Origin of the sequence: Microbacterium luticocti DSM 19459 (assembly GCF_000422405.1) — a bacterium.
Lineage (GTDB): Bacteria > Actinomycetota > Actinomycetes > Actinomycetales > Microbacteriaceae > Microbacterium > Microbacterium luticocti.
This window is the reverse complement of sequence record NZ_AULS01000006.1, coordinates 24,274-39,870: the sequence shown is the minus strand read 5'-3', so window position 1 is coordinate 39,870 and position 15,597 is coordinate 24,274. Positions and strand designations below refer to the sequence as shown.

Genomic DNA, 15,597 nt, shown 5'->3' with positions numbered 1-15,597 from the left:
GGCCCCACCCGGCGTCGGCAGGAGAATCGGCCCGCGGCAGGAGAATCCGCGCACAGATCTCCTGCTCTCGCCGGATTCTCCTGCGGACCCCCGCGCGAAGATCCCGCGCCCCGCCCGAGGGCACACCGGGCGGAGCGCGGGACCGGATGCGACGGGCTCAGCCCTGCGGCTGCCAGGGTCCGTACGGATCCCCGGGGGCCTGGTTGCGGGTCCACCACTTCGCCGCGTACCGGGTGCCGTGGTACGAGACCACGTCGCCGGCGTCGAACACGCGCGAGGGGGTCCACAGCGCCTCGCCCGTCGCCGTGGTGGCGATCTCCTGCCACGGACCCCACGGGTCCCCGGGCTTCTGGTTCTTCGTCCACCACATCGCCGACCACAACGACCCGGCGTAGCCGACCAGGTCGCCGTCGTCGTACGTCGTCACCGCATCCCACGCGGGGGCGGTCTTCAGCGTCAGGGCCGCCGCCGCGGCATCCGCGCTCACCGTGCGGGCGCCGTTGTGCGCGGTGCCGTGCAGCGCCGGGCCGGCGACCGACCCCGCGGCGACGTCGGCGGCGGTCAGCGTCACGGTGTCGGTCGCGACCGCCTGGTGAACGCCGGGGGCGAGGGATGCCACAGCCGCACCTCCCGCGGCCACCTGATCCAGCCGGACGTTGCCGTCGTTGCCGAGCGTGCTCGTCCAGGTGACGGTGTCACCGGTTGTGGCGACGCCGTTGCCGTCGACGTCGTGCCAGGTGCCGGTCACCGTCGCGCTCAGGTGCGGATCGCGCACGCGCACATCGACCTCGTCGCCGGTGACGGTGAGGGTCTTTGCGGCCTGCCCGGCGGCAGACAGCGACCACGTGCTCTGCGGCACGAAGAAGCCCTGGTCGAGCTCGTCCTGCGTCACCGTGTGCCGCGGGAAGGCGCAGTCGTACGAGGCGAACCCGGCCAGCGCGCTGTAGCGGCAGTTGCCGGGGCCGGGCGGCACGAACGGGGCGAAGTTCCCCGCCGTCGGGGCGACCAGGGTCGTCACCGGCGAGGTGTTCTCGACGTGGAACGTGTACGGCACCTGGTCCCCCACCGCGTACGGGTCCGTCGCGAGGTCACGCGCGGCATCCCCTCGTTCGCCGGTGACGACCGCCGACAGCGCCTGGTCGCTCAGCAGCACCGGTGACCCGGTGAGCGAGACCGGCACCGTGTTCTGCGGCGCCGTGGTCGGGGCGATGGTGAAGCCGAACCGGGGCTGGAACCACCCGCGATCGATGTCCTGCTGGGTGAGGGTGCGGGTCGGGTACGCGCAGTTGTACGCGCCCTTGGCGGGCAGGTTGCCGTAGCGGCACTTCGTCGGAGCGAACCCGTCGGTGAAGTTCGCGTCCGTCGGCTCGACGACGGTCGCCACGTTCGAGCTGCTGGTGACCCGCACCGTGAAGGTGAGCGTGTCGCCCACCCGATACGGGTCGGTCGCGACATCCCGCGCCGGGCTGGTGTTCGTGACGGCGAGGGTCGCCCCCAGGTTCACCGGGTTCGTCGCGTGCATCGTGATCTGGCTCTGGCTCACGCGTCCGTCGGATGCCGTGAACGCCATCGTCATGCCGGTGGCGTCGCCCGCGGTGGCGGGCGCGGTCAGCGTCACGTCCACGGTGGTCGAGGCGCCGGGCGCGAGGTTCTGCACGCTCGCGGGCTGCGCACTCCAGCCGTCCGGGGTGAAGAACGTCACCTCGCCCGACAGTGGCGTCTGCTCCTGGTTGGTGACCGTGACCGGGATGCTCGTCGGCGTGGTGCCGTGCACCGTGGCGGACCCGAGCGTGAGCGGAGCGCAGACGTATTTCATCCAGGCCTCGTCGAACGTCGTGAACTGCAGGTTCGAGACGTAGTCCTTCTCCCACAGCACGCCGATGTCACCGTCGTCGAGCACGGTGGCGCTGGCGTAGCCGAACGTGCCGCCCTTGTTGATCTGCCGCACGCCGGGCCACGTCTTGCCGTCGTCGCACGAGACGCGCACGGCGCCGTCCACCCGACCGCTGGTGCTGTTGGAGTTGATGAACAGCAGCTTCTTCGCGTCGGCGCTGTTCTCGGCGGCATCCGGATGCAGCCGGATGATCGCCGCGTTGTTCGTCGGCTCGAGCAGGGCGGGATCGCGCGTGACCGGGCCGTAGGTCTGACCGCCGTCATCCGACACGGCCACCTTGCGCCGATGCCCGTTGCCGTGATCGCGCGAGTTGAGCATGACCTTTCCGTCCGAGAGCTCGACGACCTTGTTCTCGTCCATCAGGTCGCCGACCGGGGTGCCCATCTGCCAGGTGGCGCCGTGATCATCGGAATACACCGAGTACGCCTGGATCGGCTCCGAGCCGTCGGCCTGCCGCACGATGCCGGCGTACTGCTGGATGAGCCGGCCGGCGTGCTCGCCGTAGCGCAGCTGCGTGCCGTCGCCCGACGTGGCGAACGCGCCCTTGACGTCGCCGGCCACCGGAACGTAGGTGCCGTCGACGACGCTGCCGTTCGCGGGCTTGACGTCGGCGGTGATCAGGCGCGGCGCCTTCCAGGTGACGCCGCCGTCGGGCGACTCGGTGACCGCGGCGCTCATGACGTTGCGATCGGCGTCGTCGTTCCCGTACACGCTGCCGAAGAACCCCTGGTTCTTGGAGTACAGCGAGAACACGAACACGTGCCCGGTGTCGTGGTCGACGACGATGCTCGGGTCGGAGTAGCCGTGCTGCGCGCTCGCGACCTGGCCGGCGGCGATCTCCCGCACCGGACCCCAGGTCTGACCGTTGTCGGTGGAGCGGCGCATCATGATCGAGTTCGGGTTGGGGGCGTCGCCCGCGCTGTTCGGCCGGCCGTCCCACACCGCGACGACGACGCCGTCGCCGACGGAGGCCACGGCGGGGATCCGGTAGTAGAAGTTCTTCGCGGTGCGATCGCTCGCGATGTTGGTCGTCGTGAACGTGCCCGGGGGCTGCGTCGGGTCGTCGACGTACGGGGGCAGCGGTGCGGCGGATGCCGCGGTGACCCCGCCGAGGACGAGTGCGACACCGATGAGCCCGCCGAGCAGGGCTTTCGCCGATGGCCGGCGGACCGCCGATGGCCGGCGGATCGCCGATGGCCGGGAGGTCGCCGGCCGCCGCGAGGTCACCGGCGGCCGCGACGAGAAGGGATGGGGACGGGGTCGGGCATGACGGGCCATTGTCTGCCTTTCGAGGAGCACCTTTGGTCATAGGACGTCGGATGTCCTATGTCCAGGGACCCTACCCCTTCCCGTTCCGAGGGGTCAAGGATGCGTTTCGCCCGCGCGGCAGTTCGACGCGGCATCCTGGTCCGCCACGTCCCCGACAGGAGAATCCGCCCACAGCAGGAGAAATCGCGCGTGAATCTCCTGCTCTCGCCGGAATCTCCTGCGCTTACCGCGCGCGACCGGCTCAGCGCGCGGCCAGGGGCGCGACGAGCGCGACCTCGTTCCACATCCCCGGCCGGGCGAACTCGCCGTATCTGACCTCGGCGCCGTCCCGACCGATCGTCGCGGTGCACAGCAACAGCGACTGGGTGGGGTACCCGTGGGCGCGGTTGTCGCGGATGATCGCACGGTCGTCGTCGGGGCCGAGCCGCGCCGACCGGCCCAGCACGTCGAGCCACGCCCGCTGCCAGTCGGGCTCGTCGGCGACCTGGGCGAACGCGTCGCGCCAGGCGACGATGCGCGGTGTGCGCTGGTCGTCGAGATCGTCGTGCGCGATCATGTGCACACCCGGCGGCACCGACGTCTCACTCCGCGACACACCGTCCCAGGTCAGCACCCGCACGCCCTGGGGTGCAACCTCGACCAGGTTGAATCCCAGCACCGCAGGCGACGGATGCGGGGACCGCCCGGCCACGGCATCCAGCACGATCCCGCCCCGTGACAGCTGCGTCACGCCGTCGGGCACCGGTGGGCTCGCCCGGTTGAGCAGCACCGCGAGCCTCGGGCCCGCGGCATCCATCGCCAGCCACGCCCCGCCGGCACGCACGTCACGCACGCCCACCACGCCGGGGCGATCGGGCCACCACGCCCCGAGCGGCTGCCAGGGCCGTGTCGGATCTTCGTCGCGCACCGCCAGCAGCCGCACCGGCTCGTGCGACGAGGCCGGCACCCGCACGATCACCGTGCACATGTGACATCCGCCCGTGGGAGGATCGAGCCATGTTCGTGGTCGTGGGAGTGACCGGCGGCATCGCCGCGTACAAGTCCGTGCACCTGGTGCGGCTGCTGGTGAAGGCCGGTCACGAGGTCCACGTCATCCCCACCGAAGACGCGCTGCGGTTCGTCGGGCTGCCGACCTGGGAGGCGATCAGCCGCCACCCGGTCACCACCAGCGTGCACGACGACGTGCCGCAGGTGCGCCATGTCGCGCTCGGCCGCCAGGCCGACCTGGTGATCGTCGCTCCCGCCACCGCCCACTCCCTCGCGAAGATGACCGCCGGGCTGGCCGACGACCTGCTGGGCACCACCCTACTGGCCACCACGGCACCGGTCGTCGTGGCCCCGGCGATGCACACCGAGATGTGGCGGCATCCCGCCACGCAGGCCAACATCGCCACGCTCGCCGCCCGCGGCGTGCACATCGTCGGCCCCGACGACGGTGAGCTGACCGGCGGCGATGTCGGTCCGGGGCGCATGGTCGAACCCGAACAGATCGTCGCGCAGGCGCTGGCGCTCGTGCATCCGGGTGACCTCGACGGGGTGCGCGTGGTCATCTCGACCGGCGGCACCCGCGAACCGATCGACCCGGTGCGGTTCATCGGCAACCGCTCCAGCGGACGGCAGGGCGTGGCCCTGGCCCGCGCAGCGGCCGACCGCGGCGCCGACGTGACGCTGGTGGCCGCGCACACCGACGACGGGGTGCTCGCCTCTGCCGCCGGGCTCACGGTGGTGCGCGCCGGCACCGCCGCCGAGATGCTGCAGGCGATGACGGATGCCGCAGCCACCGCCGACATCGCGGTGATGGCCGCCGCGGTGGCCGATTACCGGCCGGATGCCGCAGCCGATGTGAAGCTCACGAAAGAAGACGCCGACGGGCCCGGGCGGGTGCTCGAACTGGTCGAGACCGAGGACGTGCTGAAGACCCTGGTGCGCTCCCGTCGGCCCGGTCAGACGATCGTCGGGTTCGCCGCCGAGACCGCCCACGGCGAGGATCTGCTCGAGCGGGGGCGGCGCAAGCTCCACCGCAAGGGCTGTGACCTGCTCGTCGTGAACGCCGTCGGGTGGGACCACGGGTTCGAGTCCGACGCGAACGAGGTGATCGTGCTGCGCGCCGGCGGTGACGTGGTGGCCGAGGCATCCGGCACCAAGCGCCAAGTGGCCGACGCGGTGTGGGACGCCGTGGTCGCCGTCCGCGCCGCCGCGCGCTGACGGCCATGAAACCTGAGACGCCTCGCTTTGCACATGGATCCCGGTGAATTGATGGCCGACGACGACGGCGGGTCGAGCTTGCACGAAGCTCCGCGCCGAAAAGCGCAACTATGGCCTCCAGACGAGCTGAGACCGCAGCGGACGCGATCATCGACACTGTGAGGAGAACTCTGTGACCCCGTACAGAAGCTGATCTGGCCAGCGACGACCGCGGCCGAGATGCTGCAGGCGATGACGGATGCCGCAGCCACCGCTCATTTGGCAGTGGTGTCGACCGGTCTCGTATCATCGTCGGGATGGATGGTTTCGTGGCTGAGGATCCGGATGTTCTGATCGCCCGGGTGCACGATCAGGTCGCGGCCGCGCAGCAGCGTGCGCAGGCGGCGCAGCAGATGCGGGCGCAGGTTGAGGCAGTGCGCGGCACCGCGTCATCGCCTCGCCGGGAACTGTCGGTCACCGTCGACGCGTCCGGCCGGCTCGTTGACGTGGAGTTGTCGGATGCCGCGCTGAATCTGGGCGCGCGCGACCTGTCGCGCATGATCGTCTCGACCGCACAGGCCGCATCCCGTGACGCCGGGCAGCAGGCGGTCGACCTGGCCGCCGCCGCGTTCGGTGACGACTCCCCGGTGGTCGCACGTCTGCGCGACGAAGTCCAGGCCCGCACCGGCGAGGACGGGGCACAGTAGCCGTGGGTGGTCACATCACGATCGACCAGGACCTGATCATCGCCCATGCGGCCCGGGTGCGTCAGGTGTCTTCCGACGTGCAGGTCGCGCGGGATGCCGCCTCGGCCACGAACATGTCCGGGGGCGCGTTCGGTGTCATGTGTGCGTTCCTGGTCGCACCGGCCACCCTGGTGGCCACGGCGGCTTCGGCCGCGATCGCGTCCGCGCAGGGTCTGGTGGACCGGTCGGCGACCGAGCTGCGCGGGGTCGCCGACGACATGGCCGCGTTCGAAGAAGAGCTTGCCGTCTCGATCCGGCAGATCGAAAGCGCCCTGGGCTGATGGCGGCCAACCCGCTGGTCGCTACCGCGCAGGATCACACCTCCCCGTTCGCGGGCACCCTGCTGCTCGAAGACGGCGCCGGCCTGGTCGATGCGATCAATTCCGGCGACTGGGTCTCGGGCGGCATGGCCGCGTTCTCGGCGGTGCTCGACACCGCCGCCGCCGTCTCCGACCCACTGGGCACCCTGATCGCAGCCGGCCTGGGGTGGTTGATCGACCACGTCGAACCCCTCAAAGGCTGGTTCAACGACCTGACCGGCAACGCCTCCGAGGTCCAAGCGTTCGCGCAGACCTGGGCGAACATCCAACACCAGATGGAAGCAGCCGGCACCGAACTGCAACGCGTGCTCGGCGACGTCGACGACCTCACCGGCGAGGCGATGGACGCCTACCGCAGGTTCCAGAAAGACACGGCCGCGCACCTGAGTGCGGCCGGCACCTGGGCCGGCGCGTTCTCGACCGGGCTGAACATCGCCTCCATGATCGTCCAGGCCGTGCACGACCTGGTCCGCGACGTGCTCTCCCAGTTGGTCGGCTCCGCGATCTCGTGGGCCGGCGAAGCCGCGCTCAGTCTCGGCCTTGCCACCCCTTGGATCATCGAACAAGTCAGCACCCGCGTCTCCTCCCTCGTCGCACGCGTCAGCAAGTTCGTCACCAACCTCCTCGAATCCATCAAATCCCTGGTCCGACACTTCGACGAACTCAAACCCCTCCTCGACAAAGCCAGCGACCTGTTCGCCAAACTCCTCCACGGCAAGGCGCCGAAGGAGGACGTGCCGGTATCGGGACGCAAGCCGGAATTGGGCGACCCGCCCGCGCACCAGGGAGCGGATGCTCCACAACTACCCGATCTGTCGAAGATCGACGCCGAGTACCGCCTCCCCGACGGTTCGGTGGATCCAGACCGACTGGATGAGTGGGCGCAGGCCGTCTCCGACGAATATCCCGGCCTGACCCCGTCCGATGTGAAGGGCGTCTACGACTACACGACCAATCCGGGTTATGAAGCGATGAACCCCTTCCTCAGAGGCCATACCCAACCAGACCCCGCCGATCTGCCGGGGCTGCATGATCGCATCAACGACACATCGTCGGGCATCGCGAATCTTCCCGCCGAGCCTGGGCGCACCTACCGTGGTGTGACGCTCAACGACGACTTCCTGAACACGTTCCAGCCGGGCCAGAAGTGGCACGACGATTCCTTCATGAGCACGTCGAAAGACGGCAGCACGGCCGACAACTTCGCGAAGGAGGCGTTCGCGAAGGGCGAGGTGCCGGGAATCATCACTGTCGACGGCCTCAACGGAAGCGACGTCACGGCGCTCTCCCGTTACCAGAACGAGGGAGAGGTCCTCTACCAACGCGGCACCGAGTTCGAGGTCGTGTCGAAAGTCCAGGATGCGCAGGGCACCTGGCGTATCCATCTTCGAGAAGTCCGGTAGCGCTTTATGGGCGATCTGCCGGACGCCACCCTGGCTCTTCTGTGGGACGCGGTCGTAGCGGAGGTGAAGAAGCGCACGGGTCCCTACGTGAGCATGGCCAAGTTCCTTCATCAACCCGACGAGCAGAAGGCTGGCGAGTACTGGGTCGAGCAGGCCAGGGGGGTGATCGGCGCCGTTGTTCCGGGCGACGTCACGCTCGCTTCCTCCGGTGAACCTGTTCTGCTGTATCCGGATGGTGTTTCGCTCAGATTCGACCTCAGTGAGGTGAAGATCGCGTCGCACGGGACGGTCTTGTGGCGCGCTGCACGAAGACCGCTCGCTGCGGCGATCGTCACCGAGGCTCTTGGCCACGCCCGGTGGGGCGACCAGTGGGATCATCTCGTTGCGGCGAGGGCTCCGAAGACCGGCCCGATCGTCCAGGCCGATGTTGACCGCGAGTTTCCATGGATCGCGCAGAACCCCGCCGTCCCAGGCCCGTGGACAGGAGCGAAGACCGAAGAGCTCGCACTCCGCGCCGCCCGCGCAGAAGCGCTGGGGCCGAAGAAGATCGCCAGGCTGTACGAGAGGATGCGAAAGCACTCATGAGCACACAACCGATTCCCGACATCCTCAGCAAGCTTCCCGTCTACAACGGGATCGTATGGAACGGCGCCACGTTCGAAGTGACCATGCCGATCACCCTGCATGCGCCACTGCCGACGTCACGCAACCCGCGGGTCGCATCCGAGAACTTCGCCGCCCCCTACCTGTATGCGATCGTCTCGATCGCCGGGCGTGACGTGGGCCCCTTGTCGCGCAATCGAGCGGAAGAAGAAGTGGCCCTGCTGCCCGGCTCCGTGCTCAGCCCGGCCACCGGCATCCACCCCGTCGGAAAGCACCAGGTGCAGGTCCTCATCGAAACGATTCCTGATCGGCCTCTGCCGACTCTGCCCGAAGACGATGCGCTCGCGGCGATCCTCGCCAGCGCCGACGCCGCCGCACCGTTCACTGTCACCAGCCCCGGACGTTTCTACCCGCGCTGACAGAAGTGAACGAAGCCGCGTGATGGCACGGCATGTCATTCACAGTCGCTCAGGCCGGAACCCGTAACCCATCAGCGTGAGCGTTCTGGAAAAGCTGGGTCTGGTCAAGGAGGTCACCGGTGGACATTGAGAACCTGGATGCCGAGAACCTGACGATCGCATCCGTCGGGGCGTATCTCACCGAGCACCCGATGCCGACCGCGAACTGGTTCGGTCCCACCGGGAGACGGGCGCTCTCGACGTGGATCGATTCAGACGGATCGGGCTGGCGCGTGTGGGACACCGACGAGCGTGCGGGAATCGTCGACGGCATGACCTTGCACACCACATCTGAGCAGGAGGCCGTCGAAGCGTTCTTGCGCAGGGCGCTCTGGCATCAGAAGATGCGCGGCTCGTCGTCGCGTGGCGCATGAGAGCGAACATGACGAAGGGGAGACCGGATTCAATGACGCGATTCTGGGTGGACGAGTCGGGGAGACAGCTCCCCCGCGAACCGGTGCCCGCCGGTGCCGAGGTGTGGGACCTGTACGGGAGCCTGCGCACGCGGTACGTGTACCTCGTGGAGAACGGCACCCCTGCCGCCTATGAGACGCGCTCTCTCCCGTGGCAGGAGAATCCCGCTGCCTACCACCAGATCCTCGTGACCGGCGACTGCCGGCGCATTCACGACGCCTACGTGCGCTCGACCGACACCGCACTGCGACGCGATCTCGAAGATCTCGTGGAGATCGGCTATTACGTCTGGGACTCGCCGATCTTCGCCGGTCCCGTCGCCCCGGCATTCGGCGATCCCGGCGGCGCCACGGGGCTCACCCTCCCGCTCCCCCTGGAGTTCTATCTGCGTCTGGGCCTTGTCCGCGAGCTCGACCTGGGGAGGGCGTCATGAACCGGGACACCGTGGCGAGCGACCTCGCCGCCCGCGGATACACCGGGTATGTGCTCTTCGATGATCCGCGATCGAAGACGAACGTCGTCGTGATCGCGCAGGGTCGTGCCGGGTTCGTCACCTACATCCAGGACGATCGTGCACAAGTACTGCCCCCGTCGGTGCGCGAGTTCGCGGACGAACAGAGCGCTCTGGCCGACTTCGCCCACCGGGTCGATGTCTGGAACCGCATCACCGGCGTGCGTTGACGCCGTGCCTCAGGTCGAGGCATCGGCCGCGGCATCATCCCTCCACCGTTGATTTCAGCATCCCAGCAGACGGCCATGTCTTCTGGTCCGGCCGCACGATCCCGGCGGCGAGATCCGGTACACCATTCGTCACCCATCGCCCGATTCCTGGCTTCTCTCTCGTGCGGAGCGGGGCGAGGGCGAGCAATCAGTCATGTGGACACTCGACCTCACCGACATCGAACGGATGGTGACCGGGTTGATCGGCGTCGATCTTCGATCGCGTCTCGGCCTCCCGCACCTTGCTCGGCCCTTCACGCCCGCGCAGGCAATGGGAGGCTTCAGCGTGGAAGCGGCACCCGAGGGCGGGTTCATGCTCCGTAGCGCATCCGGTCTCGATGTCACAGCACGATTTGCGCGCGAATACGGCGGTTCCGGCGCCGCGGGATTCTCGCAGCTCGCGGGTTTCTCCCCCGCAGAGATCCGCGATGCGTTCCTCCGCGCAGACGGCCAGCCCCTGTCCTCCGACGTTGCATGACTCAAGGAGTGCATCGATGGACATTGAGATTCCGGATGCTGCGGACCTGACGGCCGCGTCCGTCGGGGCGCACCTCACCGAGCATCCCATCCCACCGCGAATTGGAAGGACGACGACGCGCTTCCGGGCTGACATGCTCTCGTATCATCATCTTGTGGTCGACGGGATTGGCGCGAGATGACCGGCAACGCTGCATACCCCGGGGCATGCGAGTTCTGTGCGGGCTACTGGATGAACTATGCGCCTCAAGCCCGGGCCGTCACGCTCGGTAAGAGTGACGAGTTCATGGCGGAGGTCCGCCGTTGCCGCCGCTGCGGCACCTATTGGGAAGTCGGCGCATTCAGCAACCCGCAGGTGATCTCGCGGGAGCACGCACGCCGCGAGCTCCCCGACCTGGATGCCGTGGAAGCTTCACTCGGCATCGATTTTCCTGAACCCCCTGACGTGCCGCTTCCCTGAGGCCGAGCGGCCGCGACATCCCTCACAGTCGCTCAGGCCGGAACCCGTAACCCACCACCCGTGCCGCGACTCGCCGCAGGATCGGCAGCAGCAGCCGCAGCGCGGCGCGCTGTCGACGCGTGGGCGGATTGTCGATCAGCTGCGCCACACGACCGGTACCCAAGAAGACGTGTGCACGCCGCTGGATACCCTGCATCATCGCGGTCGGGCGCTCGCGCCGCCACTGCACGGCCGCGCAGGCGACATCGAGGGCCAGGTCACCGGCATCCTTCACCGAACCCCGTGGCCGCAGCGCGGGAATCAGCAGGCGCGCGGCGGCCACAGCATCCTGCACCGCGTAATTGATGCCCACGCCGAACACCGGCGACATCGCGTGGGCGGCGTCGCCGATGCACAGCGCGCCGGGCCGCCACCACCGGGGCAGTCGGTCGATCTGCACGTTCAGGCGCTTGACGTCGTCGACCGAGGCGACCGCATCGATCACCGGGGCCAGGCGCGGCACGACCCGCACCACCCGGTCGCGGAACCCCTCGACCGTGTCGACATGCTCATCCTTGCCCACCAGCAGCGCGCATTGCAGATACTCCGGCCGCGGGATCGTGATCGCCACCCCCGCCGCGTTCGCCCATCCGAGCGTGTCGGGCAGCGGCTGGGGCGGACGCGGCACCCGGAACCACAGCACATCCGTGCCGACCGGTGCCCCCTCGGCCGTGAAGCCGAGCGCCGTACGCACCGTCGAGGTGCGCCCGTCGGCGGCGACGACCAGCCGCGCCTCGACCTCGTCGCCCGCGGCGGTGCGCACGCCCACGACGCGCCCGTCCCGCTCGATCACGCCGGTGACCTCGGCGCCCATCCGCAGGTGGAACGAGGCGTACCGTGCCGCTGCCTCGGCGAGCAGGTCGAGCAGGTCCCACTGCGGCATCAGGGTGACGAACCGGTTCGGTCCGGGCAGGCCGGTGAAATCGACGGCATGAATCCGGATGCCGTTGATCACAGCATCCAGTCGCCGCAGCGGCGTGTGCGGCACAGCGTCGAATGCCGCGCGCAGCCCGAGCGCGTCGATGAGGTCGAGCGTGGAGGGGTGCACGGTGTCGCCGCGGAAGTCGCGGAAGAAGTCGTCGTGCTTCTCGAGCACGACCACGTCGATGCCGGCCCGGGCCAGGAGCAGGCCGAGCATCACACCGGCGGGCCCTCCGCCGGTGATGCACACCTCGGTGCGCTGCGTCGCCACGAACGCAGACTACGCCGCGGCGGCGGTCGGTGCACGGTGAGCGGGGCCTCGCGGCGCAGGTTCACCTCACTGCGGCGTCTCAACTCCTCCATTCCGTGCGCGTGGCGGCCACACGCCCGCGTCTTTCCGCGGGATGCGCTCGCCGATCCGCCCGAAATGGAGGAGTTCTGACACTCCCCCGGTGCGCGCCGTCCCTTCCGGACGGTTCCTGGGCACCCGCCCCTGGCCTGGTCAGACCCCGGTGGCGACGAACAGCCGGCCCGAGCCGGCCGCGCGCACCTCGGCGGGCTCGTCGACGAAGACGACGGCGCCGCGCGGGGCCGCGGCATCCACACCGTCGACCGACAGGGTGAACGAGCCGTCGATGGCGAGTGCGATGGCCGCCGATCCGGTGCGCACGGTCGCGTCGCCGGTGACCAGCAGCAGCTCGAACCCGACGCCGGCGCCCGAGGGCACCGATGCGGGCCGGTACGACACCACGTGCGGCGACACCGGCACGGGCTCGAGCCGCGACGCCGGACCGGGTGTGAAGTCGAGCACCTTCTGCAGCTCGTCGCGGTCGACGTGCTTGGGGGTCAGTCCGCCGCGCAGCACGTTGTCGCTCGGGCCCATGAGCTCGACGCCGGTGCCGCGGAGGTACGCGTGGATGTTGCCCGCCGGCAGCCACAGCGCCTCACCCGCGGCCAGGGTCACATGATTGAGCATCTGCGCGACAAGGATGCCCGCATCGCCCGGGTACTGCCGCGACAGCCGGTCGATCAGCTCGAAGCGGCGCGGATGCCGCTGCGCCGTCAGCGACGCGGCGGCCACCGCGGCGTCGACCTCGTCGGCGCCCGACAGCAGCCACGAGAAGCCTTCGTGCACACCGGCGGCTGCGGCATCCCGCCACGGGGCGAGTGCCTCGGGGGTGTCGGATGCCGCGGCCAGCGCATCCACGAGCGCCAGAGTCTCGGCGACCGGGCGGAACCCGCACAGCGCCTCGAACCCGTCGTCGACGGCGACGATGAGCTCGGGTTTGGCGTGCGGATCCTTGTAGTTGCGCTCGCGGGCGGTCAGCGGGATGCCCGCCGCCTCTTCACGCGCGAACCCTTCGGCCGCCTGCGCCGGGGTGGGGTGCGCCTGCAGCGAGAGGGGGGATGCCGCAGCCAGCAGCTTCAGCAGGTACGGCAGGGCGACGCCCGACTGCTGCTCCCATTCGGCGAGGTCGTGCCAGGTGGGCGCGGCGTCGCCGGCGGGCGCGGCGCGGCGGCTCGGCGACAGCGGGTGCGCACCCAGCCACAGTTCGGCCTCGGGCCCGCCGGTCGGCGTCCAGCCGAGCGTGCGGGCGACGCCGTCGGTCGCGCCCCACGCGTAGTCGCGGGGCGTGTTGGTCAGCGGGATGAGAGCGGCCATGGCATCCTTTCGTCCGCGTCCAGCGTACGGGCGGGCGGATCGGAACATGCGTGTGTACCGACGTCGGTGGGTCAGGGTACGTACGCGCGGCGGAACTTTCAGTCGGGTCACGCGCGAACCGCGCCGGGTCGATGCACGCATTGGCGCCAGGGGATCAAGAGCGTGGTCGAACCGCAGCGCTGACCCGGGCGGATACCCTGGCCGCATGGAACCGGGCACGCGCCGTCTTCTCGTGCGGATCGTGGCCGCCATCCTGCTGGCCTTGGCGCCGGTCGTCGCGCTGTCGCTGTCACCGTGGCATGCCGCGACCGGTCTGCTGGTGCTGGGCATCCTGCCGACGCTGACCGCGGTGCCGTCGGGCCGGCGCGCCATGCTCACGGCCGGCGCTGCCAGCACCGTGATCGCGGCCCTCGCCGTGCTGGCATCCGCGACGGGACCGCTCCTTCCGGCCGTCGGCACCAGCATCGTCGTGGTGCTGGCGTTTTTCACCGGAAGCCTTTCGCCGCGGGGGCTTCACCCGATCGGGGCCGCGACCATCTCGTTCACCGCCTACGTGCTGGTCGACCCGTCGCTCGTGCTGTCGGTGCTGGATGCCGTGGCCACCGTTCCCGCGGTGGCAGGGCTCGTCGCCGCGGCGGTGCTCGTGACGTGTGCGTGGGTGCTGCTGATCGCCCGCCTGCTGCTGCGCGGGGTGACGTTGCCCGTGCCCGCACAGCCGGCGACCCTGCCGTACGGGCTGCTGCTGGCCGTGCTCTGCGGCGCCTTCGCGCTCGTGTGCCTGGTGTGGTTCCGCGGCACGAACGCCTGGTGGGCCGTCATGACCGTGGCGCTCATCCTGCAGCCGACGGGCGCCGACACCCGTGAGAAGCTCGGCGGGCGCATCGTCGGCACGGTGGTCGGCGGCACCGTCGCGGCGCTCGTCGCCGGACTGCTGCCCGGCACGGCGGCGGCGACGCTCCTCGGGGTCGCGGCGACCCTCGCCTCGGTGTTCCTCCTGCTCGGCGGCACCGCCTACTGGCTGTACACCGCGGCGGTCACCGTTTCGGTCGTGCTGCTGACGTTCGACGCGGACACGGCCCTGGCCGGCGACGTGCAGCGGGTGGTCATCACGCTCATCGCAGCGGCCGTGACCGCCGCCGTGACGTGGGCCGTCTCCCGCCTGGCACCGCTGCCGGACGACTAATCGCCGGGCGCGGTCGCCGCGGCATCCGCTCGTCTCATGCACCGGCGCGCCCGGGCGGCGCGGATGCGGATGCGCAGGCGCCGCACGCCCCGCACGACGCGCTCACGGAACACCCAGTACAGGGCGAGCGCGAGCAGAGCGAACGGCAACAGCTCGGGCGCCATCAGGAAGGTGCCCAGCAGCGCCTCGAGGCCCTCGAAGCCGACCACGGCGGCGGCGCCGAGGAGCATCCAGGTGTTCAGGCGCCACAGCGGCGCGGCCCACAACCGGACACGGCGGCGGGTGCGCAGCATCCACAAACGAACAAGACGAACAAGACGAACAAGACGAACGGAACGAGAAGAAGGCATGACGAGGCTTTCGTGAGCACGGGCACGGGAACGTGTGCCGCCTCGTCGTGTGGTCGAGAAGTGTCAGGCGAGGCGGCCGAAAGCCGCCTCCGGCGCCCGGGGGCCGCGTCCGCCGACCGGTCGCGGCACCGTCCGCGGCGGTGTCGCCAGCGCGAAGGCCGGCGCACGGACCGGGAACGGCAGGGATGCCGCGCCCCAGCGCCGCAGCAGTGTCGCCAGCAGCGCTGCGGCCACCACGGCCAGCACCGCCACGGCCAGCAGCGTCGCCAGCACGATCGCGAACGAACTGGCATGCACCTCGAGCCACGCCCAGGTCGACAGGGCGATCAGTCCCTGGGACAGCGTGTCGATCATGTGCACCTTCGGTTCGGGTGGCGGGATGCCGCAGTCAGGTCATTCTCGCACGGCGGCCGCCGGCACGATCGGAGAGGCCGTGCCCACCGCCTGCTCAGGGTGCGATGCACCGGCTCGGCGCCCGGCCGCGGGCCGGTGC

Annotated in this window: 18 protein-coding genes; 12 read left to right on the top strand and 6 right to left on the bottom strand. The window is 69.9% G+C overall.

Features of this window, described 5'->3' with window-relative positions; translation table 11 throughout:
• Positions 1-157: 157 nt before the first annotated feature.
• Both H577_RS17005 and H577_RS0108265 read right to left on the bottom strand, forming a co-directional pair.
• Complete coding sequence (locus H577_RS17005) at positions 158-3,121, bottom strand: exo-alpha-sialidase (RefSeq protein ID WP_051191870.1); 2,964 nt, start codon at positions 3,119-3,121, stop codon at positions 158-160.
• A gap of 283 nt (positions 3,122-3,404) precedes the next feature.
• The gene (locus tag H577_RS0108265; RefSeq protein WP_036284219.1) at positions 3,405-4,130 is read right to left on the bottom strand and encodes an NRDE family protein; all 726 of its coding nucleotides are present in this window, start codon (positions 4,128-4,130) and stop codon (positions 3,405-3,407) included.
• A 29-nt stretch (positions 4,131-4,159) separates the two neighbouring features.
• Between H577_RS0108265 and coaBC the strand changes: the two genes are divergently transcribed.
• The 11 genes from coaBC (at position 4,160) to H577_RS0108210 (ending at position 10,948) form a co-directional block, all read left to right on the top strand.
• The gene (coaBC, locus tag H577_RS0108260; RefSeq protein ID WP_029145568.1) at positions 4,160-5,368 is read left to right on the top strand and encodes a bifunctional phosphopantothenoylcysteine decarboxylase/phosphopantothenate--cysteine ligase CoaBC; all 1,209 of its coding nucleotides are present in this window, start codon (positions 4,160-4,162) and stop codon (positions 5,366-5,368) included.
• A 296-nt stretch (positions 5,369-5,664) separates the two neighbouring features.
• Positions 5,665-6,054, top strand: coding sequence for a YbaB/EbfC family nucleoid-associated protein (locus H577_RS15640; RefSeq protein WP_051191869.1), 390 nt, complete (start codon positions 5,665-5,667; stop codon positions 6,052-6,054).
• Between the two features lie 2 nt (positions 6,055-6,056).
• Positions 6,057-6,374 (top strand): hypothetical protein, encoded by a 318-nt coding sequence (locus H577_RS15635; RefSeq protein WP_036284217.1) that lies wholly within the window; start codon positions 6,057-6,059, stop codon positions 6,372-6,374.
• Positions 6,374-7,816 (top strand): ADP-ribosyltransferase, encoded by a 1,443-nt coding sequence (locus H577_RS17000; protein ID WP_029145567.1) that lies wholly within the window; start codon positions 6,374-6,376, stop codon positions 7,814-7,816. The genes H577_RS15635 and H577_RS17000 overlap by 1 nt, the downstream gene beginning before the upstream one ends.
• Before the next feature lie 6 nt (positions 7,817-7,822).
• Positions 7,823-8,401 (top strand): hypothetical protein, encoded by a 579-nt coding sequence (locus H577_RS0108240; RefSeq protein ID WP_029145566.1) that lies wholly within the window; start codon positions 7,823-7,825, stop codon positions 8,399-8,401.
• Positions 8,398-8,838, top strand: a complete 441-nt coding sequence (locus tag H577_RS0108235; protein WP_029145565.1) for a hypothetical protein — start codon at positions 8,398-8,400, stop codon at positions 8,836-8,838. Before H577_RS0108240 ends, H577_RS0108235 begins: the two co-directional genes overlap by 4 nt.
• A 119-nt stretch (positions 8,839-8,957) precedes the next feature.
• Positions 8,958-9,251: a hypothetical protein gene (locus H577_RS0108230; RefSeq protein ID WP_029145564.1), complete on the top strand. Its 294-nt coding sequence runs from the start codon at positions 8,958-8,960 to the stop codon at positions 9,249-9,251.
• Between the two features lie 32 nt (positions 9,252-9,283).
• Positions 9,284-9,724 carry a glycohydrolase toxin TNT-related protein gene (locus H577_RS0108225; protein WP_029145563.1) on the top strand — a complete coding sequence of 147 codons (441 nt, stop codon included), beginning with the start codon at positions 9,284-9,286 and terminating at the stop codon, positions 9,722-9,724.
• Positions 9,721-9,972, top strand: a complete 252-nt coding sequence (locus H577_RS0108220; RefSeq protein ID WP_029145562.1) for a hypothetical protein — start codon at positions 9,721-9,723, stop codon at positions 9,970-9,972. The genes H577_RS0108225 and H577_RS0108220 overlap by 4 nt, the downstream gene beginning before the upstream one ends.
• Positions 9,973-10,054: 82 nt before the next feature.
• Positions 10,055-10,489 (top strand): Imm61 family immunity protein, encoded by a 435-nt coding sequence (locus H577_RS0108215; protein ID WP_084515989.1) that lies wholly within the window; start codon positions 10,055-10,057, stop codon positions 10,487-10,489.
• A 177-nt stretch (positions 10,490-10,666) separates the two neighbouring features.
• Positions 10,667-10,948: a hypothetical protein gene (locus H577_RS0108210; protein ID WP_029145560.1), complete on the top strand. Its 282-nt coding sequence runs from the start codon at positions 10,667-10,669 to the stop codon at positions 10,946-10,948.
• A 22-nt stretch (positions 10,949-10,970) separates the two neighbouring features.
• Here the strand turns inward: H577_RS0108210 and H577_RS0108205 are convergent, their stop codons facing one another.
• Both H577_RS0108205 and manA read right to left on the bottom strand, forming a co-directional pair.
• On the bottom strand, positions 10,971-12,179 hold the full coding sequence (locus tag H577_RS0108205) for an FAD-dependent oxidoreductase (protein WP_029145559.1): 1,209 nt from the start codon (positions 12,177-12,179) through the stop codon (positions 10,971-10,973).
• A gap of 231 nt (positions 12,180-12,410) precedes the next feature.
• On the bottom strand, positions 12,411-13,571 hold the full coding sequence (gene manA, locus H577_RS0108200; protein WP_036284215.1) for a mannose-6-phosphate isomerase, class I: 1,161 nt from the start codon (positions 13,569-13,571) through the stop codon (positions 12,411-12,413).
• Between the two features lie 205 nt (positions 13,572-13,776).
• On the opposite strand from manA, the gene H577_RS0108195 reads away from it, so the two are divergent.
• On the top strand, positions 13,777-14,754 hold the full coding sequence (locus H577_RS0108195; protein WP_029145557.1) for an FUSC family protein: 978 nt from the start codon (positions 13,777-13,779) through the stop codon (positions 14,752-14,754).
• Here H577_RS0108195 and H577_RS16995 read toward each other — a convergent pair.
• Entirely contained in the window at positions 14,751-15,047 is a 297-nt protein-coding gene (locus H577_RS16995; protein ID WP_029145556.1) for a hypothetical protein, read from the bottom strand. The two genes, H577_RS0108195 and H577_RS16995, sit on opposite strands and share 4 nt — an antisense overlap.
• Before the next feature lie 120 nt (positions 15,048-15,167).
• A complete protein-coding gene (locus tag H577_RS0108185; protein WP_029145555.1) occupies positions 15,168-15,458 on the bottom strand; it encodes a hypothetical protein in 291 nt (96 codons plus the stop codon).
• Positions 15,459-15,597 lie beyond the last annotated feature (139 nt).